Here is a 26,126-nt window from a genome sequence, read left to right as displayed (position 1 = left end):
CGGATCTGAATGCAACCGACTAAAGCGTTGAAAATAAAAGTACAAATTGGACGAAAGATCGCCGCCGGTCGACCCGTCAATCTGTCTTTGCACGAGCGCCCGGCATTTTCGCCGGCCCTGACCCGACGACATCGAAGCGCGGATCGCTATACTGCGACCCGGATCATCGGTGCGGCCGCGACAGTGCCGCGACCGGAACAAGGAATGTGACGATGGACGATACGATTGGCTTCCCCGACCCCGGCCTCGACCTGTCCGACGGCTTCAAGCCGCACACCTCGCATTGGGGCGTGTTCTCGGCACGTCAAGGCGAGGCCGGGCTCGAGGTCAGGGCCTATGCGGGCGATCCCGATCCGAACGGCATCATCGGGAATTTTCCCGGCGCGCTGCGCCATCAGGCGCGCATCACCCAACCTGCGATCCGCCGCGGCTGGCTCGAACGCGGTCCCGGTCCGGACGATCGCCGCGGCCGCGACGAATTCGTCTCCATTAGCTGGGAGAAGGCGCTCGATCTGCTCGGCGACGAGCTGGCACGCATCCGTGAGACGCGCGGCCCCGGCGCGGTGTTCGGCGGCTCCTATGGCTGGTCGAGCGCGGGCCGCTTCCACCACGCCCAGAGCCAGGTGCATCGCTTCCTCAACATCGCCTTGGGCGGCTATGTGCGCTCGGTGAACTCCTATTCCTCCGGCGCGTCCTCGGTGCTGCTGCCGCAGATCTTGGCAGGCTACGAGGACATCACCAAGCGCAACGTCACCTGGGAGCAGATCGCGGCCGATACCGACATCGTGCTGGCGTTCGGCGGCATGGCGCTGAAGAACTCGATGGTCGCAGGCGGCTCGATCAGCAAGCATGTCGAGCGCGGCGCGATGGAAGCTGCGCGCCGCCGCGGCTGCGAGTTCGTCCTGGTCAGCCCACTGCGCGAAGACCTGCCCGTCGAGGCCGGCGCCGAATGGATGACGTGCGTGCCCGGCACCGACACCGCGCTGATGCTCGGCATCGTTCATACGCTGGTCGCGGAAAACCTGCACGACCAGGCTTTCCTCGATCGCTACACCGAGGGATGGCCCGTCTTCCTGCGCTATCTCACAGGCGAGAGCGACGGCCAACCCAAGCACGCCGAATGGGCCGCAGCGATCTGCGGCGTCGACGCAAATACGATCCGCACACTTGCGCGCCGGCTCGCCGGCAAGCGTGCGCTCATTACTGTCTCCCATTCGCTCCAGCGCGCCGAGCATGGCGAGCAGCCGGTGTGGATGGGCATGGTGCTGGCGGCAGCGCTCGGCCAGATCGGCCTCTCCGGCGGCGGCTACGCCTATTCGTTGGGGGCGATCGGCTATTACGGCCGCCGCGTCAACGACGTGCCCGGGCCGACATTGGGGCAGGGCCGCAACGCTGTCCGCGATTTCATTCCGGTGGCGCGCATCGCCGACATGCTGCTCAATCCCGGCGGCACCTATCGCTACAACGGCGAGACGCGCACCTATCCGGATATCCGCCTCGTCTACTGGGCCGGCGGCAATCCCTTCCATCACCACCAGGACATCAATCGCCTGCGCAAGGCGTTTGCGAAAGTCGACACGCTGGTCGTGCACGAGCTCGCATGGACTGCTACGGCCCGGCATGCCGACATCGTGCTGCCCTCGACGATGACGCTCGAACGCGAAGACATCGGCTATTCCAGCAACGATCCCCTCATGGTCGCGATGCACCGCATCGCCGAGCCGTTCGGCCTTGCGCGCGACGACTACGAGATCTTTGCCGATCTCGCCGACCGTCTCGGCGCGCGCGAACCCTTCACCGAGGGGCGGACGTCACGGCAGTGGCTGGAACATCTTTATGAGCCGACCCGCGCCTCGCTCGAAGCGCGCGGTTTGGAGGCGCCGAGCTTCGAAGAGTTCTGGCGGCGCGGCAGCCTGGTCGTGCCGCAGCAGCCTGACGACGGCGGCCGGCTGCGCCGCTTCCGCGACGATCCCGTCAATCACGCTTTGCCGACGCCGAGCGGCCGCATCGAGATATTCTCCGCCAAGATCGCAGGTCATGGCGATGCGGATTGTCCGGGCCATCCGGTCTGGCTGGAGAAGTCCGACATGCCCAAGCCGGGGGCGCCGTGTTTTCTGGTCGCCAACCAGCCGGTGACGCGTCTGCATAGCCAGCTCGATTTCGGTGGACATTCGCTCGCCGCCAAGCATCGCGGCCGCGAGGTCGCGCGCATGAACCCAGGGGACGCTGACGCGCGCGGGATCAAGGACGGCGACATCATCCGGCTGTTCAACGCGCGCGGTGCCTGTCTTGCCGCGGTCCACGTCACCGACGGTATCGCGCCCGGCGTGGTCCAGCTCCCGACCGGCGCCTGGTACGACCCGATGGACCCCGAAGACGACGCGCCGCTCTGCGTGCACGGCAATCCGAACGTGCTGACCCGCGACGTCGGCACCTCGTCCTTTGCGCAGGGCTGCACCGGCCAGCTCACGACAGTCGAGGTCGAGAAGTTCACCGGCAATCTGCCGCCGATCCGGGCTTTCGATCCGGTGTAGAAAAAAAGGGGCCGTCCTGTGTGGGGGCAGGGACGGCCCCGAGTGGCTCGCAGGCCCGGGAGGATGAGGGCGCGAGCGGATGCTTACGCGGCTGCGCTGATCCAGTCCCTCTCCGTCAAAGGATGACGCGGCGGGAGTGCTTGCACATCTCGCCGTTCGCCCTTGCTGGCGAGGCGCCAGCGTGCCGGGGATTGATCGCTGATGCGCTTGAAGACGGTCGAAAAATGCGCCTGCGTGCTGAAGCCGACCGCAAGCGCAATCTCCGCCAGCGGCCGTTCGGTGGTGGCCAGCAGCGTCTTGGCGTGCTCGATCCGGTGATTGAGCAGATATTCTCGGGGCCGGTAACCGGTCGCGGCGCGGAATTGCGCCGCAAAGTGCATTCTGGACAGGCCGGCGACATTGGCGAGTTCGGACAGGCTAATGCAGCGGTGGAAATGATCGGCGACATATTGCTCGACCCGCCGCAGCCGCCATTTCGGCAAGGCATTGACCCTGGCGCGTGGCAATTCCAGACGTGCGAGATGCATCGCAAGGGTCTGGCCGATGCAGCGCGTGAACTCGTGGTCCGCGGCGTCGCCAAGTTCGATCAGCGCCTTGGCAAGCTCGGCTGCGAGCGGATCGCGCAACAGGACGAGGTCATTCAATCCCTCGGTCCCGGAAAATTGTGCCGGAAATTGATCCGCGGAGATGTAAAAGTGCAAGAAGGCGCATGGCGACTGGAATTGCACGGCGAGGGGCTTCGACGGCGCGGTGAGATACAGTGTGCCCGCGGGCATGGTCCCGTCGAAAATGACCTGGCGATCCCGGGTCAGTTTCGCGCGCGTGGTCTTGAGGGCGATGCCGACGAAATAGCGATCCTCAGGGGTCGTCGCTTCGTGCGACGAGGTGCTCCGCGGGTCTTCCCATCGCGAGATCGCGATGTCCTTGGCGGCCACCCCCGCGCGCGGATCGACCTGACGCCATTGACGCTCGCGAATGATCGCTTGTGTTGCCTGAGGTATCTCGCAATCCCCCGAGGCGCCCGGAAATTCAATCCAGGCATCACTTGCCTGCAAATTGGTCAACATCGTTCGTCCTCTCCGGGCGTTCTCCGCTGTTTGCAACCAGCAAACGCGCAAAGCCCTGCTTTCCATGTTGAGAGGATAGGCGTGAGCTGACCTGCAAGCTCGTTAGTGGTGATTAGGATGTGTTAGTTTTTGTGGGAGCGCATCAGGTGCGGCATCCCGTCTCAGGAAGCGTCCTTTTTGTACAATTTATCAGATATTTGCGCATCCCCGGCCCGACATAGGAGAGCGCCGGACATCGCGTGGAGATCGACGCGGCGGCGTGAGTTCCGTGGTTTGCCATCGCTGGACCTCGCACTGGCGCGGGGTATAGTCGCGCCGCATTTCGATGGAGCGGCCGTCAGGATGAGTCAGAAGTGACCGAGCTCTCGGCAGGACATGGCCCCCGCAGCAGCGACGCCGCGGCGATCCCAGATTTCGATGCCGTCGCGTTCGGGCCATTTTCGCTTCGGTCGCGGCTGCTGGAGAGGGATGGCTTGCCGGTCAGGCTCGGCAGCCGCGCGACGGATATTTTGCGCCTGCTGGTCAGTCGCGCCGGCGAAGTGGTCCCGAAGGACGAAATTCTCGGCTATGCGTGGTCCGGACTTTCCGTCGAGGAGGTCAGCCTGCGCGTCCATGTCGCGGAGCTGCGCAAGGTGCTCGGCGACGGAAAGGATGGTGCCCGCTACATCACCAACATCCCGGGCCGGGGCTATTGCTTTGTGGCGCCCGTGCGGCGTGGCGAGCGCGCGGAGCTGGCTGCGCCGCCGTCGCATGCGCCCGGAAGGACCGCGCCGGCACCGCCGCTGCCGCGCCGATTGGATCGGATGGTCGGGCGGGAAGACGCTGTAACCGAGTTGGCGGCCCGCTTGCTCCGCGATCGCTTCGTCACGTTGCGAGGGCCGGGCGGCATCGGCAAGACGACTGTTGCGACCGCGCTCGCGCATGAGATGTGCGATAGCTTCGACGGCAATGTCCATTTTCTCGAATTCGGTCCGCTCAAGGACGCGGCCCTGGTCGCGAGCACGGTTGCCGCCGCCTTGGGCCTCGTCGTGCACCATGATGATCCCTCGGCCAGCATCGTCAATTTCCTGCGGGGCCGCCGGCTGCTTCTCGTGCTCGACAGCTGCGAGCACGTCATCGAGGAGGTCGCGCGGCTTGCAGAAAACATCTACCGGGAGGCGCCCGGCATCGTCATCCTCGCAACCAGCCGCGAGTCGCTGCTGGTGGAAGGCGAGCAGATTTTCGAGCTCGTTTCGCTTCCTGGTCCGCCGCAGGGCACCCGCCTCAGCGCCGGCGAGGTGCTGGCTTATCCCGCTGTGCGCCTGTTCGTCGATCGCGCCGTCGCGGCCGGGCATCGCGACGACATCACCGACGAGGATGCCGAAGTCCTGGCCCGGATTTGCGGCAAGCTCGACGGCATCGCACTGGCGATCGAGCTGGCTGCCGCACGCGTCGGTCTCTATGGACTGCGCGAGATGGCGGCACTGCTCGACAATCGGTTGCAGCTCGAATGGCGCGGGCGGCGAACGGCGCCGCCGCGGCAGCAGACGCTCGGTGCGACGCTCGACTGGAGTTTCGGTCTGATCGGCGAGAGCGAGCGGATCGTATTTCAGCGCCTCGCCGTCTTCGCAGGTCACTTCACGTTGAAGGGTGTGATAGCGGTCGCGGCCGGGGCAGAGATGCCGGAGGATCGCGCCGTCGAGGCCCTGGAGCAACTCGTGGTGAAGTCGCTGATTTCTACCCAGCCGGACGGCGCATCGCGGCGCTATCGCCTGCTCGACGCAACGCGCGCCTATGCCCTGCAGAAACTGGCCGATGGCGGACAGCTGGCCGAGATCGCGCGCCGTCACGCTCTCTATGTCCAATGCACGCTCGAAGCGGGCATGAAGGATGAGGGCAGCAATCATGCCTCACGTTTGCAGGAACGCGCGAGCCTGCTCGCCGATGCCCGGGCTGCGCTGCAATGGGCTTATGCCAACGACGAGGGCGCCGGCTTGCGCGTGCCGCTCGCCGGCAGCTGCACAAGGCTCTTCGTCGAACTCAATTTGCTCAACGAGGCGCGCATCTGGTCCGATCGCGCCCTCGCAATGCTCGACGAGGCCGACCGGGGCGGCGCATGGGAGCTCGAACTTCAGTCGACGCTCGGTCACGCCTTGATGTTCACCGAGCGCAACAGCGAGCAGGCGGAAGCGGCGCTCAGGCGCGGGCTGGAAATAGCGGAAGCGCTTTCCGATCACGCCAACACATTCAGGTTGTTGTCCCGGCTCAACATGTTCTACCGCCGGACCGGTCGCTATCGGCATCTCGTGCCGACTGCGCTTCACGCCGAGCGGATTGCCCGCGTCATCGGCGATACCGCGGGGATCGCCGGGAGCAAAGCGCTGCTCGGCGTGTCATATCACCTCGCCGGAGACCAGGCCGCGGCGCAAGCCCATCTCGACCAGGGCCTGCGCGACGACGCTGCGCTCCGCGGGACCCAACCCGGGCATTTCGCCTATTCACGCACACCGCAGATTCCGCTTGCGCGCGTGCTATGGCTGCGCGGCTTTCCCGATCGTGCGCTTGAATGCATCCGGCCGCTGGTCGGCGCTTCAGCGCCGCATGACGTGGTCATGCACTGTATCGCATTATGCTGGTCCGCTTCGGTGTTCGGCTGGCTTGGCGATTGGTCGTCGGTCGAGGCCATGATCGGTCGTCTGGCCGCGCATGCGAGCATGCACGGACTCGGGCCCTACGAAGCCGTCGCGACGGGTTTTCGAGCGCAGAGCATGATCGCTCGGGGCGAGATCGCCGACGGCGTCGACCTGTTGCGGAGCGCGCTTCCCCGCCTGCATGCCGATCGCTACGAGCTCTACGCCTCAGCGTTCGCCGCGGACCTGTCTCGAGGCTTGGTCACGTTGGGACAATTGACGGAAGGCATTCAGGTTCTTCACGAAACCATTCTGCGGGTCGAGCAGGAAGGCGGCGCCTTCGACATGCCCGAGCTGCTCCGTCTGCGGGGAGAGCTGGAGGCCCATGGCGGCAATCCCGACGCGGCCGAGGCGGATCTTGTCGCATCGATCTCGCTCTCCGAACAGCAGGGCGCGTTGTCCTGGCGGCTGCGAGCCGAGATGTCGCTGGCGCGGCTTCGAGTCCGGCAGCGTGTGCAAAATCCGCTCGAACAGCTCGCTCAAACCTATGCCCGGTTCACGGAGGGGTTCGAGACCGCCGATCTCATTGCAGCACGGCGCATGCTGAACGAGCCGGCGGCCCGGTGAAGTTCGAAGCGAATCGCGCGGGCCGCTACTCGAAGACGGCGTCAAAGATCTCGACGTCCATCAGTACGGGCTTGGCGACCACTGTTCCGTCGGGCCGCAGCGTCTGCGCGCGTCGGAGCGTCGGCACCACGATGCCGCCGAAGCTGTCATGGGCCCAGGAGTAGTGCGCGACCTTCATCCCGAACAGATCGTGATCGGTCCGACGTTGCAACGCGTTATCGTCGAAATAGAAGATCTGCTCGGGCGCGAGCGTGATCAGGCCCGGAGGGAACTGCGCCCGCAACCGCCGCCATGACTCGTTGTTCTCCTGCCACGGTGGCAGCTCCTCCACCACCACGTCGGGATGGGCGAGCAGGAATGGATTGGTCAGATAATTCCAGATCGCGACGCCGCAGAAGAAGACGAGATGCAGTTCGTCCGCCAGCGTAGGCGAACCGGCCTCGGTGAACGCAACGCTTGGATTGCGCCAGGTCCTGAGGACCTCACCCTCGAGGCTTTCGATCGTGATCGCGTCCGGCTGAAACGAGCCGGAATGTTCCCCTCCGGTGATGCCGGTGAAGCGGACCGACTGCGTGCGGGTCGAGCCCTCCGCCGTCACGTCCTTGAATTCGCTGGCATGTCCGGTGCTGGAGAACAGCGTTCCGGCAACGGAGAGGTGAAGTGTGAACCGGCTCAAGCTATTCCAGCGGGCCATTCCGCCGCTGGCATCAATTACATCGTCAAGAAGCGCCATGTCCCGCCATATCCACCGTGAAGTGCCAGCACCATGGCGGGGCGGATGCGGCTTGGCGTGTTAGAAGTTGTTAGGAGTTGCGAGCGGAAATTCTTGCGGTATCCCGTTGAAGATACACTCAATTCAGCGCCGCAAGGAGCTCCCTGGCTGCGACGAGATCACGGGTCTGGAAGCCCTCCTGGTACCGCGTGACGAGAGGGGCGATCAGGGCGCGCGCGTCTCCGGCTTTTCCGGCCTGGCGCCAGAACCGGCCGAGACTGATTGCCCCCCGCAGCTCCCAGCCGAGCGCACATTGGCGGCGTGACAGATCGAGCGAGTCCCGGAAGCAGCTTTCGGCCTCCGCGGCATTGCCCGATCGGGCGAGGATATCGCCCTTGACCCTCAGCATCTCGGGCATGTCGAAGGATTCGCCATGATCGGGGATCTCTGCGATGGCATCATTGATGGTCTGCAAGGCTTCGTCGGCCTGGTTCTGCGCCACGAGTCCCTCCGCGAGCGCGGTCGCAAACACCGTCGTCATGATCCGGTGTCGCGTCGCGTACAGCGTGGCCTGGCTGCGGCGGAGGTGCTCGATGCTGGCGGTGACGTCGCCGCGGCGAAGCAGCAGCTCACCCTTCTGGCCGATGCCGACCGCATGATAGGGCCCGAGGAAGTGCCGCGCCGAATGATCGATCAGCCGCTCGATCAGGATTTCCGCATTCGCCAGGTCGCCGACCCAGAGGAACACGTAGATGGTCCAGATCAAGGAAATACCGAGAGTGAGCGGTTGCTCGAGCAGCTCGGCTTCGCGAATGGTGTATCGGGACGCCTCGATCGCACGATCGGGCCGGCCGGTGAGCCAAAGCCCGCGCGCGAGCGCCACCAGTGCGACGATGCGGTCGTCATAGCCGAGATGCCCGATATTCAGCCGCCGCGAGCCGGGATTATGCAACATCGCGCTCTCGCAGAGCTGCACCGCCTTGTCCTGGTTGCCGATTAAATGATGGGCGACGCCCAGCATCCATTCGACGTTCAGCGTGCTGGCGGGATCGTTCAGCTTCCGCGCGACGCTCTCGCCCTGTTCGCCGGTTCCGAGTGCTCCGTGAAAATCCCCGACCCTGGTCAGGTAGATGTGTAATCCGCGCAGCAGCCAGAGCTGCCAGTGCAGATCCTGGAGCTCTCGGGCAAGCTGGAGACTGCGCGTGAACGCCGAGCGGACCGCTTCGGTATTGCCCTGCGTGAACATCGCGGAGACGCCGAGCGCGGCGTGCAGGATCATTTCATTGCGGCCATCCACTGCGCTCGCGTCGAGGGACGCCAGCGCCTGCTGGGTCCAGCGGTAGCATTCCGTCAGCAATGTCAGCTCAAGGAAGAACTGGGCCGCTGACGCCGCAAGATCCACGCCGATCGTTCGGTCCCCGCCGTCCGAAAAGCTCCAGGTCAGCGCGGCCCGAACATTGGGCAGGTGGTCGGCATAGGGAAGGAAGCCGCCGGCCGTCTGCATGCCCGTGGATTTGAGCGCGATGTCGCGCAGGAAATCGCGGAAATATTCGGCGTGGGCGCGTGCGACGCGGTCCGCTTCGCCGTTCTCGACGAGCTTGTCCGCTACGAAGGCACGCGTCGTATCCAGCAGGCGATAGCGCAGCCGCCGCTCCGCAGGCGAGGTCGCGATCAGCGATTTGGAAAGCAGATTGGAGATCGCCTCGGCGGCTTCTGCCTCGCCAATTCCCTGACAGGACGCGACCGCAAGCGCGGCTTCCAGCGTGAACGGTCCGACGAATGCCGACAATCCGCGCAGCGTTGCGCTTTCGGTTGCCGGCAGCAAATCATAGCTCCAGGCGAGCGCCGCACTCAGGGTGTGGTGCCGCGGCACAGCGGTGCGCCGACCGCGCCATAGCAGCGAGAAACGGCTGTCGAGCAGCGAGGCGGTCCCGGCAATGCCGTAGGCGTTCACACGCCCGGCCGCGAGCTCGATCGCGAGCGCGATGCCGTCCAGCCGACGGCAGATCTCGGCGACGAGCGGCGCATCCTCTTCGCTGAGCTCGAATTCGCTCAGGCTCTCTGCAATGCGTTCCACGAAGAGCTGAGTTGCGGGATAGGCAAGGATGTCGGCGATGCCGAGCCCGTCGCGCTGTGGCGGGCAATCCAGTGGAAACAGCCGATGGACACGCTCACCGTCGGCGCGGAAGGATTCGCGGCTGGTGGCGAGAATATGCAGCCCGCCCGCTTCCCGGACGATGCGTTCGGCCAGGGGGGCGAGATCGTCGAGGATGTGCTCGCAACTGTCGAAGACCAGCAGCATCCGCCGGCTGCGCAGGAATGTCAGCAACCCCGGCATCGGGTCGTCGGAATTGACTGTAAGGCCCAGCGCGGCCGCAATCGTTCCCGCAACGAGCCGCGTCTCCCTGAGTGCGCCGAAATCGACAAAACACACCTGGCCGTCGAAGGCCTGGAGTTCGCCATGCGCCACCGCCAGTGCGACCGAAGTCTTGCCGATCCCGCCGGGGCCGACGATCGTGACGAAGCGATGCAAGGCAAGCTCGGCGGAAATTCTCGCGACCGCATCGTCCCGCCCGATCATCTTCGCGAGCGGCGAGGGCAGCGAGCGCGGCGCAGCGACGGGCAGGCTGGTCCGGTTCTCCGATGGGGCAGCCCGGAGCAGCGCGGCCGTGAAGCAATAACCCCGCCCGGGGACGTTGACGACGTAGCGGGAGCCTTCGCCCGGATCGCCCAAGGCCTTGCGCAGTGTCGTGATGTGAAAGCGCAGGCTGCCTTCGTCCACATTCACGTCGGCCCAGACGCGCCGGATCAACTCACGCTTGTCCACAACCTCCCCGGCGCGCTCGGCCAGAAAAACGAGAATATCGAGCGCACGGCCGCCGAGGTGAACCGGGGCGCCGTCCTTCTCGAGCAGCCGCGTCTTTGCGAACAGCCGGAATGGCCCGAAAGCAATGGCCGACTCCTGGTCGTTAGTGTCCGGCACGGGCCAATCATTCCAGTGAGAGCTGAACTCTGCACTTTGATTTAGCAGAAGGGAACCCCGAGTAAACTGGCCGAAAGTGGCGAAATCGCGTGGGGCGCCGGCAATTGGCCGTCGCGCGCGACGATCCGTCGCAAATTGTACTCAAACGCGAGCATCTTGCGAAGCGATAGGGGCAGCCCGGCGGCGTGCTTGACCGCCCAGCTCACGGCTTGGAGTCCCGGTCGTCGCACCCTCATCATAACAAAATCTTGCAACGTCTAACGAGCAATGCACGCGAACTGCATCCAGTATCCGTTCCGAGTTTGACGTTAATTCCAACGGGGAGGCGACGATGTCCGGTATCAACGCTCGGCCGAATGACGACGTCGTTCGATCTCAGCTTGTGGCCAGTTTAGACGATCAGTCGCGTGACTGGCAGCTCGTGCTGCGGGAATCCCACCATCGGATGAAGAACACGCTGACGATACTGGGTGCGTCAGTCCGCCGCGATTTCACCCGGGCAGGCACTAGGGACGTGTCGCTTGCCGCGGACCGGCTCGAGCGGCGCATCGTCGCCTTCGGCAGGCTCTATCAACTCTTGTCCGACAATGACGATCATACGGCGATCCCGGTGGCGGCCTTCTTCGAAAATTTGTGCGGAGCGATTTCCGAGGCCGTGCTGGAGCCCGCGGGCATCCGCTGCGAGGCGGCGATCGAAAACGGGACCCTACCGGCATCGCAATGCCATCGGCTCGCGCTGATGCTGACGGAGCTGGTGACGAATGCGGCCAAGCACGCCTTCCCGAACAGGAATGATGCAATGATCCGCATCGAGATAGCCAATCGTGACGGCGCCTGGTTCTGCACGGTATTAGACAACGGGATCGGCGCGACCGGGCCGCTTCAGGGCACAGGCAGCCGGATTCTCGAAGGACTCGCACGCAGCATTCGCGCCCGGCTGCAGGGCGAGGCGGGAGAAGACGGCACACGTGTAACGATCGTGATGCCGATCGCAGCTGCTTGAAGTTCGTCTTCGATCCAACCCAGGGAGTTCGACATGGCCACTACCGAAATCGACCGCGACGCCGCGGCCAAGTCTTCTAAGAACCCTTCCAACAAGTCTGCGAGCAAGTCTTCGACATCGTCTAGAATTGATCAGAGGCTCGAGGTGATCGTGATCCCCGTGTCCGATGTCGATCGCGCCAAGGCCTTCTACGCGCGTCTCGGTTGGCGACTTGACGCCGATTTTGCCTCCGGCAATGACTGGCGCGTGATCCAGTTCACGCCGCCAGGCTCGGCCTGCTCGGTGATCTTCGGCAGGAACGTGACCGCGGCAGCGCCGGGCTCGGCGCGAGGCTTGTACCTGATCGTCTCCGATCTGGAGGCGGCGCGAAAGGATCTGCTCGGCCGCGGCATCGAGGTCAGCGCTCCATTCCATGGTGCCGGCGATGTCCACGCCGGAACCGACGAGCCTTATCTCTCCGGCAGCGTTCGGGTTAGCGGTGCTGACCCGAAGCGCGGCAGCTACGGCTCATTTGCCTCGTTCAGCGATCCCGACGGCAATGGCTGGTTGTTCCAGGAGGTCACCACGCGATTGCCGGGACGGATCGCGGGCGACGGCACGACATTCGCTTCGCAGGCTGCGTTGGCCGCAGCACTGCGCCGCGCGGCGGCGGCACATGGCGAGCACGAAAAGCGGACCGGCGGGCACGATGAGAACTGGGCCGATTGGTACGCCGATTATATCGTCCGCGAGCAGGCGGGCCAGCCGCTGCCATCCTGAGCTGGACGGCGGCTTCTCGACTGATGCAAGCCGACGCGGCGCGCGATGACTGAGCTCATCGCGCGCCGTGTTGCTTTGGCGGCGACCATCGTGGATCGCCGCTTGCTCTGCTCGGCGTCGCGCGGCTCGCAACGGCTAACGCGGTCTAACAACCCATAACGAGCAAATTGCCAGGGCCTGCGCCAATCTCTCTGCATGACGAACCGAGGCGTTGATGTCGAATTCGGTCAGCGTCACCGACCAAAGCCAGGGAGATCGAACATGACCACGCAAGCACGTATCGACATTCTCAATCCAGACCGCCGTCAACTGTTGAGCCAGGCCGCGATGACCGCGGTTGCCGCAAGCGTATCGAGCCTGTTGCCGCTGCATTCCGCCAAGGCTGGCGTGAGTGGGGCGGTTCGCCCGTTCCACGTCAGCGTGCCCGAGCAGGATCTGGTCGATCTTCGCCGCCGCCTCGGGGCGACGCGCTGGCCGGATCGTGAGATCGTTGTCGATCAATCGCAGGGCGTGCAGCTGACGACGGTGCAGCAACTCGTGAACTACTGGCAGAACGACTACGACTGGCGCAAGATGGAGGCGCGGCTGAATGCCTTGCCGCAATTCGTCACCGAGATCGACGGCGTCGACATCCACTTCATTCACGTTCGCTCGCGTCACGAAAACGCGCTGCCGATGATCGTCACGCATGGCTGGCCCGGTTCGATCATCGAGCAGATGAAAATCGTCGGCCCGCTCACCGACCCCACCGCACACGGCGCGACGGCGGCGGACGCCTTTGATCTCGTGATCCCGTCGCTGCCCGGCCACGGCTTCTCCGGCAAGCCGACGGAGCTGGGCTGGGATCCCCAGCGCGTCGCGCGCGCCTGGATCGTGCTGATGAAGCGGCTCGGCTACAACCGCTATGTCGCGCAAGGCGGCGATTGGGGCAATGCCGTGACGGAGCAGATGGCAGTGATTGCGCCGCCCGAGCTGCTCGGCATCCATACCAACATGCCCGCGACCGTTCCGGACGACATCGCCAAGGCGCTTCAGCCCGGCGGATCGCGGCCGTCGAACCTCTCGGCCGATGAGCGCTACGCTTACGATCAGCTCGATGACTTCTACAAGCACGGTCTCGGCTACGCCATCGAGATGTCGAACCGGCCGCAGACGCTCTATGGCCTGGTGGATTCGCCGGCGGGCCTCGCGTCCTGGATGCTCGACCACGATGCGCGCAGCACCGCGATGATCGCCCGGGTGTTCGACGGCAAGACGGAAGGGCTGTCGCGCGATGACGTGATCGACAACATCACGCTCTATTGGCTCACCAACACCGCGGTGTCCTCGGCGCGGCTGTACTGGGAGAACAAGCTGGTGTTCTTCGAGCCCAAGCACATCAAGATCCCGGTCGCCGTCAGCGTCTTCCCGGACGAGATCTACGCCGCGCCGCGCAGCTGGACCGAGAAGGCCTATCCGAAGCTGATGCACTACAATCGCCTCGACAAGGGCGGCCACTTCGCCGCCTGGGAGCAGCCCGCGCTGTTCTGCGCGGAAATGCGCACCGCCTTCCGACCGCTGCGTCAGTCGATCTGAGACCTGCGGGGACGCGCACTTCCGCGCGTTCTCATTTTTCCCCACAGACAGGAATGCAATCATGAACCGCCCCGAACGCACCTTCACGACCGACCAAATCCGCCTGGAACGTCGGCTGCCGTCGTATTGGCGTGTCGCCTTCGACATGCCCCCGGTCAATATCTTCGGCCCCAAGCAGCTTCCGCTTCTCGACGACGTCGTCACGGCGATCGAGACCGATCCTGAGGTGAAGGTCGTGGTGTTCGACAGCGCCGTGGAAGGCTTCTTCATCACGCATTACGACTTCCTCGCGCCGCTGGAGGATTCGCTTCGTATCCCGCCCGGGCCGACCGGCCTGCAGGCACTGCCCGACATGCTGGTGCGTCTCAGCCGCGCGCCGGTTGTCTCGATTGCCTCGATCCGGGGCCGCGCGACCGGCGTCGGCAGCGAGCTGGCGCTCGCGAGCGACATGCGCTTTGCCAGCCGCGAAAAGGCGATACTGTCGCAATGGGAAGTCGGTGCGGGCCTGGTGCCCGGCGGCGGGCCGATGGCGCGGTTGCCGCGCCTGATGGGCCGCGGCCGCGCGCTCGAAGTTCTGCTCGGCGCCGATGACATCCACGGTGATCTCGCCGAACGTTACGGCTATGTGAACCGGTCGCTGCCGGATGCCGAGCTCGACGGCTTCGTCGAGGCGCTGGCCATGCGCATCGCGTCCTTCGACAAGGAGGCGATTGCCGAGACCAAGCGCCTCGTCGACGTCGCGAGCCTGCCGCCGGATGTCGAGATCAAGCCGGAATGGGACGCGTTCCTGGCCTCGCTCAGCCGCCCCGCGAGCCAGACCCGCATCAAGGCGCTGATGTCGCGCGGCTTCCACCGCGCCGGTGACGTCGAGAACCGGCTCGGCTTCCACGTCGGACAGATCGGTAACTAGAGCGTTTTCGAGCAAAGTGGATACCGGTTCGCGTGAAGAAAACGCGTCAAAGCAAGAATCAAGTCCCGTTCGGAACGGGACTTGACGGAACCGCTGCGGCGCTCGGCCGGTTGGAATTGGCGACAAGCGGTCGTGCCAATGTCGCTTTCCTTCGGTACCGAGCGCCGGTGCTAAAAAATCAACCAGGAGAATTGAGATGATCCGCAAGGCAACAGCAGTCTGGAAGGGCACCGGTCGGGACGGGACCGGTCAGCTATCGAGCGAATCCGGCGTGCTCGCTGCGACGCCCTATTCCTTCAAGACCCGCTTCGAGAACGAGAAGGGCACCAATCCCGAGGAGTTGATCGCTGCGGCCCATGCCGGTTGCTTTACCATGGCGCTGGCCTTCGGCCTGCAGCTCGCCGGCTTCACGCCGGACGAACTCTCGACGGAAGCCGCGGTCACGCTCGAACCGGAAGGCAAGGGTTTCAAGATCAGCAAATCGGCGCTGACCTTGCGTGCCAAGGTGCCGAACCTCGACGATGCCGGCTTTGCCCGCATCGCGGGCGAGGCCGAGAAGAACTGCCCGGTGTCGAAAGTGCTCAACGCCGCAATCACGCTTGACGCTAAACTGACGTAGGGCGCGCTCTCATTGTGTCTCCATCCGGTTCTGGAAGCTTGCGTCTCGCGAGAGGAGCTGGATGGACAAATGCCTGGCTTTCGGCTGAGCCGCCAAAAGCATAGGATGCGACGGATTCAGAACGGACAGACGGATCAATTGGGAGTGGAGATATGACAACGGAACGCGCAGTTTTAGCCGGAGGCTGCTTCTGGGGCATGCAGGATCTGATCCGCAGGCAGCCGGGCGTGATCTCGACCCGCGTCGGCTACACCGGCGGCGCTGTGAAGAATGCCACCTACCGCAATCATGAAGGTCATGCCGAAGCGATCGAGATCACCTTCGATCCCGCCAAGACCAGCTTTCGGACCATGCTGGAGTTCTTCTTCCAGATCCACGATCCGACCACGCTCAACCGCCAGGGCAATGATTTGGGCACGAGCTATCGCTCGGCGATCTTTTATACCAGCGACGAACAGAAGCGCATCGCAAAGGATACGATTGCAGACGTCGAGGCGTCCGGTCTCTGGCCTGGCAAGGTCGTGACCGAGGTCGCGCCCGCGGGCGAGTTCTGGGAAGCCGAGCCGGAGCACCAGGATTATCTCGAACGCTATCCGGACGGGTACACCTGCCACTTCATCCGCCCCGACTGGAAACTGCCGCGGCGCGGGGCTGCAGCGGCAGGCTAGAGCTGGTCGTCGTTATTGTCGGGGAGAGCCATGCCCGAAATCCGCGAGATCACCGCCGGCATCCGCAGAGCACATCGACCGCTTTTCGGGCCATCTCCCTCAGCTCGGAGCGGCGGGCGCCGGCACGGGCGCGAATGGCGATGGTGTGCATCGTGGCTGAAGCGAGAATGGCAAGCGCCGCTGGATCGGCGTCGCGCTTCAACTCGCCCTTGTCCTGCGCAAGGCGGAAGCGGGCTTCGAAATCGGCATCTATCATCCGCAGTCCCGCCGCGACGCTGCTCCGGATCGCGGCATCTTCGGCGACTTCGGTCACCGCCGTCCCCACCACGAAGCAGCCGCGCGCGGCTCCCTTGCCGGAAAAGTAAATCGACAGCGCCGCGTCATAGGCCAGCATCAGCGCTTCGTCCAAGGGATGGTCCCCGGCGAGAGCCTCACGCGTCGCGGCAAGGCTGATCTCCCAATAACGCGCGAGCGCCTCGAGGTAGAGCGCATGCTTGTTGCCGAACACCGCGTAGAGGCTCGGCGGACTCATCCCGGTCGCGGCAGCGACCTTGTCCAGGGAGGTACCGGAATAGCCCGTCCTCCAGAACGTCTCCGTTGCCCGCTTCAAGGCGGTCTCTGCGTCGTAGGCCGGTGGCCGTCCCCGGCGCGCCGGGCTCGTTTCGCTCTTTTTCCGTGCCATATCGTCAGAACCCCGGTTGCCCTGTTCTACACGTATATTTGTATGGATCGTTATAAAAATCAAGGGTCGCAGCCTTGATCGCCGCGTTGGAGTGCAATATTTGTAACGATCGTTATTAAATAGATTGAACCCGAGGATCTTCCGATGCGTTTCGATTTCGCGCCAATCGCCGGCGGGCTCGGCGATGGCAGCAGCTTCCGCCCGAGCGAGGCTGCCGCGCAATGGTTTGGGGCAGGGCTCGGCAAGCGGCTGCGACGGCCGCTGATGCTCGCGCTGCCGATGGCGGTGGCCGTGGTTGGCGCCTTCATCTATCTGGCGCAGGAGCAATATGTCTCGACCGACGACGCCTTCGTGCGTGCCGCCAAGGTGACCGTCAACGCGCGCGTTTCCGGCCAGGCGGTCGAGATAGCCGTGCGCGACAACGAGCGCGTCCGGCGGGGGCAGGTGCTGTTTCGCATCGACCCGGAGCCTTATCAAATTGCCGTCGACCAGGCCGAGGCGCGCCTCGGAAGTGCGCGGCTCCAGATCGAGTCCCTCAAGGCGACCCATCGTCAGCAGCAGGCGGAGCTGCAGTCGGCCAAAGAGACGGCTACCTTCGACGAGCGCGAGTTCGATCGCAAGAAGATGCTGGTTGCCTCCGACTTCACGCCACGCGCGGTGTATGAGCGGGCCGAGACGGACATGAAGGTCGCTCGCCACCGCATGGCGTCGATCGAACAGCAGATCGCCAACACGATCGTTGCCCTCAACGGCGATGCCGATATCGATGTCGACCGTCATCCGACCGTTCGCGCGGCCAGGGCACAGCTCGACCGTGCGCGGCTGGATCTCTCCTACGCCACCGTGACGGCGCCGGACGACGGCATCGTGACCAAGGTGGACGATCTCCAGATCGGCGGCTTCGTCAATGCCGGGGCAACGACGTTCTCGCTGCTGTCGAGCCGGCACGTCTGGGTCGAGGCGAATTTCCGCGAGACCGGCTTGACCCACATGCGCCCGGGCCAGGAGGCGACGATCGACGTCGATGCCTATCCGGATCGCAAGTTCAAGGCGCACATCGTCAGCATGAGTCCGGGGACCGGCTCTGACTTCTCGCTCCTGCCGCCCGAGAATGCGACGGGAAACTGGGTCAAGGTCGTGCAGCGATTGCCGGTGCGCCTGGAACTCGACGATCTCGATCCGAACCGGCCATTGTTCTCGGGCATCAGCGTGACGGCGCGGGTCGATACAGGCCATCGCCGCAGCTGGCCGCATCTGCTCCAACCGGCGCCTGCAACGGAGGGCAAATGAGTACGCCCCTTCCATCGACCACGGCGCCCGGCGGTCATCACGCGATCGCCGCGGCCGCACTCATGGCGACCTACATGCAGGCCGTCAACATTTCGATACCGAACGCGGCGCTACCCCATATTCAAGCGACGCTCTTGATGGCCAATGACGAGGTCGGCTGGGTGTTTTCCTCCTATATCGCGGCGAGCGCCGTGACCATGTCGATCACGCAATGGCTGGCGGGACGCTACGGCCGCAAAGTGGTCTATCAGGCCGCTGTCACGATCTTCGTCTTGGGTCTCGCCCTCGACACGCTGGCGACGACGTCGATTCAGTTCGTGCTGGCGCGAATCCTCCAGGGCGCGGCGAGCGGACCGCTGGCGCCGCTCTCGCTGGCGATCCTGCTCGAGGCGACACCGCCGGCGCGACCTGCGCGCATGAACTTGGCCTGGACCGTCTGCTCCCTGCTCGGCATCAGCAGCGGCCCGGCCATTGGCGGCTGGCTCAGCGAATATTACGGCTGGCCCGCGATCTTCTATTTCAGCCTGCCGATGACGGGCTTCATTTTCCTGACGATGGCTCAGCTGCTCGGCGAGAAGCGGGCGGAGCGGAGCCAGCCCTTCGACTTCTTCGGCCTGACGACGTTCTCCGTCGGCATGATAGGGTTGCAGATGTTGCTCGATCGCGGGGAGCGCCTCGAATGGTTTGCCTCGACGGAAATCTGGATCGAGGCGGGCGCCTCCGTGCTCGGCTTCTATCTCTTCGTCGTGCACGTCATGACGACAAAGGAGCACTTTCTCCGCACGGCGCTGTTCAGGGACCGCAATCTCGTGCTCTCGACGGTCATCTCCTTCGCGGTTGGCTTCGTGCTGCTGCCGACCTTGGCCCTGACGTCCCCGATGCTGGAGGAATTGCTCAACTACCCCGTTGACACCACCGGATACATGACCGTTCCGCGCGGCGTCGCGCTGGTGGGAGCGCTGGTGCTGACGAGCCTGGTCCCGGCGCAGATCGACTACCGGCCGTTCCTCGTGGGTGGAATGACGCTGGTGGTCTATGCCAACTGGCTGATGCTTGGCTATTCACCGGCGATGGATTGGCGGCCGGTGGTCGAGGCCGGCCTGCTCCAGGGAGCGGGCCTCGGCATGTTGCTGCCCGCGCTCGCCAGGGCCGCGTTCGGCACGCTCGATCCGAAGCTCCGCCCGGAAGGCAGCGCGCTGATCAACCTGTCGCGCCTCTATGGCAGCACCATCGGTATCGCGGTGGTCCAGCTCTTCTTCTACGCCAACACGCAGGCTGTGCACGTCGCACTCGCAAAGAACCTCACGCCCTACCGAGTCGCTGCATTCGTCGGGGGGCCGATCGCGAAGCCAAGCCTTGCCGCCCTCAACGGCATGGTCACGCGTCAGGCGGCGACCGTCGCGGTCATCGACCAGTTCGAGATCCTGATGCTCGCCATGCTCGTCGTGATTCCGCTCGTGTTTTTTCTCCGTAAGCCGCGGCCGACCGGTTAACGCCTGGAGCCGTGGAATGACATCGCATCGAATACCTCGTCCCTCGCTTTTGAGGGAGCCGAGGACAAACAAAGGAGTATGAGCATGACTTCGTCAGATACGCTTCGTTATACGAGGATTCCAACTCATCAATCCGGGACGATTCCCGCGGTGGGATTTGGCACGCTCATTCCGGATCCGCTCGTGACCAGGCAGGCCACCAAGGCTGCATTGGAGGCCGGATTTCGACACCTTGATTGCGCGGAGCGCTATCGCAACGAGGAAGCGGTCGGCGATGCGCTGCAGGAGACGTTCAAGGAGGGAATGCTTCAGCGCAAGGACCTGTTTGTTACGACGAAGCTATGGAACACCAATCATCGGCCGGAACGGGTCAGGCCTGCCTTCGACGCCAGTCGCCGGCGGCTGCAAGTCGACGAGATCGATTGCTACATCATCCATACGCCCTTTGCCGTTCAACCCGGCGACGAACAGGATCCGAGAGATGAGCACGGTCGGGTCATCTATGATTCAGGGGTTACGCTGGCGGAGACGTGGGGGGCGCTGGAGCGCCTGGTCGACGAGGGGCACTGCAAGTCGATCGGTCTGTCGGACATCACCCTGGACAAGCTGCGCGAGATCGTTTCGGTCGCGCGGATCAGGCCCGCCATGGTGCAAGTCGAATCGCATCCGTATCTTCCCGAGTGGGACCTGCTCGACTTCTGTCGAGAGCACGGGATCGTCTTGCAGGCGTTTGCAGCGCTGGGGCACGCGATGAAGCCGAACGTCCTGGCCGATCCGGTGATCACTGCCATCGCGGAGCGTTTGCACAAGACACCGGCCCAAATTGCGCTGGCGTGGGCCGTCCAGCGCGGCACCGCTTTCCTGACGACTTCGACCAATCCCCGGCGCATCCAGGAGAACTTCGATATTTCGGCTTTGCCCAAAGACGCCATGCGAGAGATGAGGGACGAGATCACGACAAACATCAGGTTCAACACGGTCGTCGAGACCGGCGTGCCCGGATTCATTCCGCGCGCCGGATGAATCGGCGCCGGCCAGCCGACTCGTCAAGCTCGGAGCTGCTCGATCAAATCGTGGGCGCTGCGGATTTCGGCGATGCCGGCACCTTCGGTGAACGGCCGGCATGCGCGTTCCAGAATTGCCAAGGCCTCCTTGGTCTGGCCAGCGCCGATCATGTACCGCGCCAGGCTGACCGCGCTTCGCAGCTCCCAGAAGCGCGCGCCTTGCTGGCCGGCAATGTCCATGGCCTCGCGAAAGCGCGGCTCGGCGTCTCCTGAATGCCGGGTGCTCCTGAGCATCAACTCTCCCTTGATGCGGATCAGCTCCGGCAGATACCAGAGCTCCTGCCGGTCGTTGCAGCGGGTCAGGACATCCTCGATCACGTCGAGGCCGCGATCGACCTGGTCGGCCTCTCCGGAACACGCGGCGAGCTCGCCGAGCAGGGGCAGAAAACGCGGCAGGAAGCGCGCATCGCCGGCGCGATTGAGCTCCTCGCGCAGCAGCGGAAGGCCGGTCGAGTCGCCGCGTTTGACCATGACTGCGGCGTTGAAGGCCCTAGCCCACAGGCCCCACAGCCGGATCGCGTGGCGCTCGGTGTGTTCGAGCAGCTCGGCGCCGTGACGCTCCGCGGCGTCGAAATCGCCGGACCAGAATGCGATCGGACAGGCGGCTTGTCCGAGTACGCTGCAGAAGGTCAGCGCGTGGCCATTGGCGCGGCCTTCCTCGATGTTCCTGGCGGTGAGGGCCTGAGCCTGATCGGCCAGGCCCTGAAGCCACAGGATGCGAGCTCGAAAATATTGGGTCGAGATTCTCAGATCGAGCGGGAAGATTTTCGGCTTCTCCGCCAACACATGCAGCGATGCATTGACCCGGTCGATGCGTAGCCGAGCTTCGTTCTGATCCCCGAGATAGTGCAGCGCTACGGCCATCAGGCGGTCGCCCAGCATGACGTCGGTCCTGTCGGACGAGTTCGCCGCTGCGTTCGCAAAGCGATCGGCGAGCGCACGGGCCTTGCCGAACTGTCCGTTGTTGAACTGGTCGATGCACAAGCCCCAGAGCGCGCGCAGCCGGAAATCCTTGTCGTCGAGCCTGTCAGCCAGCTCGAGGGTCGTCTCGAGGATCGGCCGCGCCTCGCGCGCGCGGCCCTCGCCATACATCAGCGACCAGCCGAGTGCCGACAGGAGCTGCATGCGGATGCGGTCATCGTCGGCGGTGTCTCCGAGCGCTGCGAGTGCCGTTCTGCTGCGCTCACGGCATTCCGCGAACAGTGAAAGACGCACCCACAGCGTGATCGCGGCCGCCGTCAGCGCGATGCCGAGTGTCGCCTCGCCGTCGGGCCCGAAGGCCCAGTCCAACGCCGCGCGCACATTGTCCAGCTCCGCGCCATAGATGCTCAGCCATTCGGGCAGCGGCGTCGAAATATCCGCCTCCGCGCGCTGGAATAAATCGCGAAAATGCTCGGCATGACGCCGCGCGAACTGCCTGGCTTCGCCGAGCTCGTTGAGTTTTCCGTATGCATAGGTGCGCGTGGTGTCGAGCAGCCGATAGCGCAGCGTCCGCGAGCCGGACGGCGAGATCAGCGACTTGGTCACCAGGCTGTCGATTGCTTCGAGGGTCTCGGATGCGTTGAGGCCGTCACCGGACGCGACCGCTGCCGCCGCCTCCGGCGCGAAAGGCCCGGCAAAGACCGACAAGCGTCGCAGCGTGGCGCTCTCCACGGGAGGCAGAAGGTCGTAGCTCCAGTCGAGCGCCGCAGCGAGCGTCTGGTGCCGCGGCACGGCGGTGCGCCGGCCGCGCCATTGCAGCGAAAAGCGGCTGTCGAGCAGGGATGCCGTGCCGGCGATGCCGTAAGCATTGACGCGGCCCGCCGCGAGCTCGATCGCCAGCGCGATGCCGTCGAGGCGCCGGCAGATGCTCGCGACGAGGGGCGCCTCTTCTGCGCTGAGCTGAAACGGTCCCGAGCTCTGCGCAATGCGGTCCACAAAGAGTTGAGCCGCGGGATAGGCAAGAACCTCGTCGACAGCAAGCCCTTCGCGCTCGGGCGGACAATCCAGTGGGAACAGCCGGAAAATCCGCTCGCCTTCGCTCCGGAACGACTCGCGGCTGGTTGCGAGAACACGAAGCTGCGGTGCTTCGCGAACGATGTGCTCGACGAGAGGCGCCAATTGATCCAGCACATGTTCGCAACTGTCGAAGATCAGCAGGGCCGGGCCGATCTTGAGGAAAGTCAGAAGGGCCGGCGTCGGATCTTCCGCGCTGATGGTCAGTCCGAGCGCCGAAGCAATGGTGGTCGCGATGTGACTGGCATCCCTCAGCGGACCGAAATCGACAAAGAAGACTCGCCCGCCGAAATCCTGGGAGCGGCGATGCCCGACGGTGACGGCGACCGAGGTCTTGCCGATGCCGCCCGGGCCGACGACGGTCATGAAGCGATAGAGGGAAAGTCCGTTCGAGATCTTCTCGATGACATCTTCCCGGCCGACCATCCTGGTTAGCTGAGCGGGCAGGGAGCGGGGAGGGGCGGTTTCGGCCGCGAGCGGGGCGGCTGGCGCAGCTGCTTGAGCGAACGAGGCGACAAAGCAATAGCCGCGGCCCGGCACGTTAACGACGTAACGGGCCGACTTGCCGGTATCGCCGAGCGCTTTGCGCAGCGCCGCGACATGGAAGCGCAGACTGCCCTCGTCGACATTGACGCCGGCCCAGATGCGCTTGACCAGCTCTCTCTTGTCGACGACTTCTCCGGGGCGTCCGGCAAGGAAGATGAGAATGTCGAGCGCGCGGCCGCCGACATGAAGCGGCGCCCCCTCCTTCTCCAAGAGCCGGGACTTCGGAAACAGTCGAAATGGCCCAAAGGAAATGGCCGAGTCTTCGCTACGATCTGGCACGCGCCATCGCCCCCTCGAAGGGAGTCAAAAGGTATTACTTTTTGGTCTACCAGAACGAGGCGTACAGTAAACTGGCCGAAAGCAGTGGGCAGGGCTGGCAGCCCTGCGTGGACGGCTTGGGTCGGCTCGCTCGCCCGAATAATGCTTGGAAAGTAAAGAGTTAGGCCGATGTGACAATGCGATGACGCCGAGGCTCGTCCGGATGGAGCATTGACTGCGATGCCGGATTGCTGCGATGGCATGGTCCGGGAGCCGGTCCCGCCACCACATCGATTGCCGACTTCCGGAATTTCCAGCATGGCCTCTTTCACGCGGCGACAATTCGTGCACGCGTTGACAAGCGCAGCGGCGCTCCCCGCGCTTCCCCGCAGCGGACAAGCCGCCGACTATCCGTCTCGTCCCATTCGCCTGGTGATTCCCTACGGACCCGGCGGATCCGGTGACCAGATCGCGCGCCCCTGGGTTGACAGGATGCCGTCGCTGCTGGGGCCGACCTTCGTCGAATATATCGGCGGTGCGGGCGGCGCCATCGGGACCGCGGCGGTCGCACGCGAGGAGCCCGACGGCTATTCGCTGCTGCTCGGTAACGGCAGCACGCAGGTCATCATTCCCATGACGTCGGCGAATCCCGGATATTCGGTTGGCGATTTCCGCGCCATCTACCGGCTGATCAACAGCGCGCTGGTTTTCGCCGTCAATCCTTCGGTGCCCGCCGCAAACCTGCGCGAGTTGATCGCCTATGCGAAAGCCAATCCGGGAAAGCTGTCCTATGGCACGCCGGGGATCGCCACCGGAAACCATCTGGTCGGCGAATCCTTCAAGCAGCAGGCCGGCGCGCTGGACATCGTCCACGTGCCCTATCGGGGCATCGCGCAAGCGACCAACGACCTCGTCAGCGGCCAGATATCGCTCGTCATTGCCGTCATGTCCGTTCAATTGCAGCAGCTGACTCAAGCGGGGAAAGTCAGGCTGCTCGCGGTCACCACCGAAACGCGGCTGAGCGGCGCGCCGGAGATCCCGACGGCCGTCGAATCCGGCATGCCCGGCATCCGGTATGAGGGATGGTTCGGTTTGTTCGCGCCGAAGGACACCGATGATGCGATCATCGACCGAATCGCGCAGGCGACGCGGCTCGCCATGGCCGAACCGGCGCTTCTGGCGAGCTATCGCGCCCAGGGCATGGAGCCGGACAACGATTCAAGTCCGGACAAATTCCAGCGCATCGTCGAGGCCACATCCGCAAGCCTCGCGCCCCTGATCAAATCGATCGGGCTGAGCAATTTGTGAGGCCGCTCAGCCGTCGGCGCGCGTAACCATGCGCGCCGTCAGCGTGACGAGGCCCATCAGCGCGGCCAGGAGCCAGAACGCCATCGGCAATCCGCCAAAGCGTGCCACGAAGCCGACACCGGCGGGGCCGACGAGAACGCCAGCATAGCCGGCGGTCGTGATCGCCGCAACGGCGAGCCCCGTGGGCATCACCGTCTGCCTCGCCGCCCGGCGGAACAGCACCGGCACGAGGTTCGATGCGCCGAGGCCGATCAGCAGGAAGCCGGCTATGGCGACCGCCACGACGGGAGCCGTGAGCAGGACCACGAAACCCGCGATCGCAATCAGGCTGCCCCAGAACAATGTCGTGCGGTCTCCGATGCGTGCGACGACGGCGTCGCCGCCGAGCCGCCCGATCGTCATCGCAACCGAGAACACGATATAGCCGATCCCGCCTTGCGCTTCGGAGACGAGGCCCGCGCCGATGACGAGCAGCGCGCCCCAATCGAGCATTGCGCCTTCGACCAGGAAGGTGATGGCGCAAAGCAGCGCGAGCAGGAGCACGGCGCCATGCGGCAGCACGAACAACGGCCCCTCCTGCACCTGCACAGAGCGAAGCAGCCGCGGCCACGCCGCCAGCATCGCGATCAGCATCAGGACGGAGCAGATCAGCGTGCAAGCGAGCGCGCCGAGTTGCAGCGAGAGCAGTGCGGTCATCAGCGCGGCCCCGGCGAAGCCGCCGATGCTGAACAGCGCGTGGAAGCCGGACATCAGCGGACGTCCTGCGGCGCGCTCCACCTCAACCGCGTGGATGTTCATGGCGACGTCGATGGAGCCGAGCGCGGCGCCAAATGCGAAGAGTGCCAGCGCGAGCGTCATGGACGAGCTCGCGATTGTCAGCAGAGGCAGGACCAGGGCAAGACCGAGCCCGCCCGCAATGACGATCGGCTTGCTGCCATAGCGCGCGCTCAGCACGCCGGTCAGAACCATCGCGACGACCGAGCCGATGCCGAGGCTGAGCAGGAGCAGTCCGAGGATGCCGTCGTCGACGGCGAGCCGCGCCTTCGCGAACGGCACCAGCGGTGCCCAGCACGCGATGCCGAAGCCCGCGACGAGGAAGGCAAGCCTGGTCGCAAGGCGTGTCGCCGGCCTGTCGGCAGAAGACATGGGAACTCCGGGGAGAGGGAATCAGGGCAGGGGCAACCGAAAAGCCTCGCAATTGTCGCGTCTTTATGTCCGCGGCGGACTCGGATTGTCGCAGGCGGCCCGTGGGGCGGACGGAACGCCAGTGCAAACCAAGGAGTGAGGCTTCGTAGCCCGGATGGAGCGCAGCGCAATCCGGGGCCGCTCGCGCGGCATTCGGCACCGTCCCGGATTACGCTTGCGCTCCATCCGGGCTACGGGACCGCGCCTGTGTCGCTCCTCTGTCAATCGTTGGCCGCAAA

18 protein-coding genes are annotated in these 26,126 nt (G+C 64.6%); 12 read left to right on the top strand and 6 right to left on the bottom strand.

The annotated features are described in order from the left end of the window. Positions 1 to 212: 212 nt before the first annotated feature. The gene (locus AC0L30_RS32510; protein WP_473406090.1) at positions 213 to 2,534 is read left to right on the top strand and encodes a molybdopterin guanine dinucleotide-containing S/N-oxide reductase; all 2,322 of its coding nucleotides are present in this window, start codon (positions 213 to 215) and stop codon (positions 2,532 to 2,534) included. 83 nt (positions 2,535 to 2,617) lie between these two features. Here AC0L30_RS32510 and AC0L30_RS32505 read toward each other — a convergent pair whose 3' ends face one another. After that, positions 2,618 to 3,601 carry a helix-turn-helix domain-containing protein gene (locus AC0L30_RS32505; protein ID WP_473406089.1) on the bottom strand — a complete coding sequence of 328 codons (984 nt, stop codon included), beginning with the start codon at positions 3,599 to 3,601 and terminating at the stop codon, positions 2,618 to 2,620. Positions 3,602 to 3,954: 353 nt separating this feature from the next. Here AC0L30_RS32505 and AC0L30_RS32500 point away from each other — a divergent pair, with 353 nt between their 5' ends. Then, complete coding sequence (locus AC0L30_RS32500; RefSeq protein WP_473406088.1) at positions 3,955 to 6,837, top strand: ATP-binding protein; 2,883 nt, start codon at positions 3,955 to 3,957, stop codon at positions 6,835 to 6,837. A 25-nt stretch (positions 6,838 to 6,862) separates the two neighbouring features. Here the strand turns inward: AC0L30_RS32500 and AC0L30_RS32495 are convergent, their stop codons facing one another. Further along, positions 6,863 to 7,570 carry a hypothetical protein gene (locus AC0L30_RS32495; RefSeq protein WP_219683101.1) on the bottom strand — a complete coding sequence of 236 codons (708 nt, stop codon included), beginning with the start codon at positions 7,568 to 7,570 and terminating at the stop codon, positions 6,863 to 6,865. 118 nt (positions 7,571 to 7,688) lie between these two features. Beyond that, on the bottom strand, positions 7,689 to 10,532 hold the full coding sequence (locus AC0L30_RS32490; protein WP_473406087.1) for an ATP-binding protein: 2,844 nt from the start codon (positions 10,530 to 10,532) through the stop codon (positions 7,689 to 7,691). A gap of 331 nt (positions 10,533 to 10,863) precedes the next feature. Here AC0L30_RS32490 and AC0L30_RS32485 point away from each other — a divergent pair, with 331 nt between their 5' ends. The 6 genes from AC0L30_RS32485 (at position 10,864) to msrA (ending at position 16,066) form a co-directional block, all read left to right on the top strand. Then, entirely contained in the window at positions 10,864 to 11,535 is a 672-nt protein-coding gene (locus AC0L30_RS32485; RefSeq protein WP_007601283.1) for a sensor histidine kinase, read from the top strand. A gap of 33 nt (positions 11,536 to 11,568) precedes the next feature. Continuing rightward, on the top strand, positions 11,569 to 12,294 hold the full coding sequence (locus AC0L30_RS32480) for a VOC family protein (protein WP_473255836.1): 726 nt from the start codon (positions 11,569 to 11,571) through the stop codon (positions 12,292 to 12,294). Positions 12,295 to 12,555: 261 nt separating this feature from the next. Next, entirely contained in the window at positions 12,556 to 13,869 is a 1,314-nt protein-coding gene (locus AC0L30_RS32475) for an epoxide hydrolase family protein (RefSeq protein ID WP_473406086.1), read from the top strand. A 61-nt stretch (positions 13,870 to 13,930) separates the two neighbouring features. Beyond that, positions 13,931 to 14,779 (top strand): enoyl-CoA hydratase/isomerase family protein, encoded by an 849-nt coding sequence (locus AC0L30_RS32470; protein WP_473406085.1) that lies wholly within the window; start codon positions 13,931 to 13,933, stop codon positions 14,777 to 14,779. A gap of 196 nt (positions 14,780 to 14,975) precedes the next feature. Continuing rightward, a complete protein-coding gene (locus tag AC0L30_RS32465) occupies positions 14,976 to 15,398 on the top strand; it encodes an OsmC family protein (RefSeq protein WP_007601290.1) in 423 nt (140 codons plus the stop codon). 152 nt (positions 15,399 to 15,550) lie between these two features. Then, a complete protein-coding gene (gene msrA / locus AC0L30_RS32460; protein ID WP_007601292.1) occupies positions 15,551 to 16,066 on the top strand; it encodes a peptide-methionine (S)-S-oxide reductase MsrA in 516 nt (171 codons plus the stop codon). 49 nt (positions 16,067 to 16,115) lie between these two features. On the opposite strand, the gene AC0L30_RS32455 is transcribed toward msrA, so the two are convergent. After that, positions 16,116 to 16,676, bottom strand: a complete 561-nt coding sequence (locus AC0L30_RS32455) for a TetR/AcrR family transcriptional regulator (RefSeq protein ID WP_245286012.1) — start codon at positions 16,674 to 16,676, stop codon at positions 16,116 to 16,118. 216 nt (positions 16,677 to 16,892) lie between these two features. On the opposite strand from AC0L30_RS32455, the gene AC0L30_RS32450 reads away from it, so the two are divergent. The 3 genes from AC0L30_RS32450 (at position 16,893) to AC0L30_RS32440 (ending at position 20,554) form a co-directional block, all read left to right on the top strand. Further along, a complete protein-coding gene (locus tag AC0L30_RS32450) occupies positions 16,893 to 18,038 on the top strand; it encodes an HlyD family secretion protein (protein WP_473406084.1) in 1,146 nt (381 codons plus the stop codon). After that, entirely contained in the window at positions 18,035 to 19,531 is a 1,497-nt protein-coding gene (locus AC0L30_RS32445; protein WP_473406083.1) for an MDR family MFS transporter, read from the top strand. Before AC0L30_RS32450 ends, AC0L30_RS32445 begins: the two co-directional genes overlap by 4 nt. Positions 19,532 to 19,615: 84 nt before the next feature. Further along, positions 19,616 to 20,554 (top strand): aldo/keto reductase, encoded by a 939-nt coding sequence (locus AC0L30_RS32440; protein WP_473406082.1) that lies wholly within the window; start codon positions 19,616 to 19,618, stop codon positions 20,552 to 20,554. A gap of 23 nt (positions 20,555 to 20,577) precedes the next feature. Here the strand turns inward: AC0L30_RS32440 and AC0L30_RS32435 are convergent, their stop codons facing one another. Continuing rightward, positions 20,578 to 23,415 (bottom strand): ATP-binding protein, encoded by a 2,838-nt coding sequence (locus AC0L30_RS32435; RefSeq protein WP_473406081.1) that lies wholly within the window; start codon positions 23,413 to 23,415, stop codon positions 20,578 to 20,580. Between the two features lie 297 nt (positions 23,416 to 23,712). Between AC0L30_RS32435 and AC0L30_RS32430 the strand changes: the two genes are divergently transcribed. After that, a complete protein-coding gene (locus AC0L30_RS32430) occupies positions 23,713 to 24,702 on the top strand; it encodes a Bug family tripartite tricarboxylate transporter substrate binding protein (RefSeq protein WP_473406080.1) in 990 nt (329 codons plus the stop codon). Positions 24,703 to 24,708: 6 nt separating this feature from the next. On the opposite strand, the gene AC0L30_RS32425 is transcribed toward AC0L30_RS32430, so the two are convergent. Beyond that, positions 24,709 to 25,848: an MFS transporter gene (locus tag AC0L30_RS32425; RefSeq protein ID WP_473406079.1), complete on the bottom strand. Its 1,140-nt coding sequence runs from the start codon at positions 25,846 to 25,848 to the stop codon at positions 24,709 to 24,711. Positions 25,849 to 26,126 lie beyond the last annotated feature (278 nt).

The organism is Bradyrhizobium sp. MI1.11, assembly GCF_055811255.1.
Note: the sequence above shows the minus strand (reverse complement) of the source record. Positions and strands in the feature narration are given on the sequence as shown.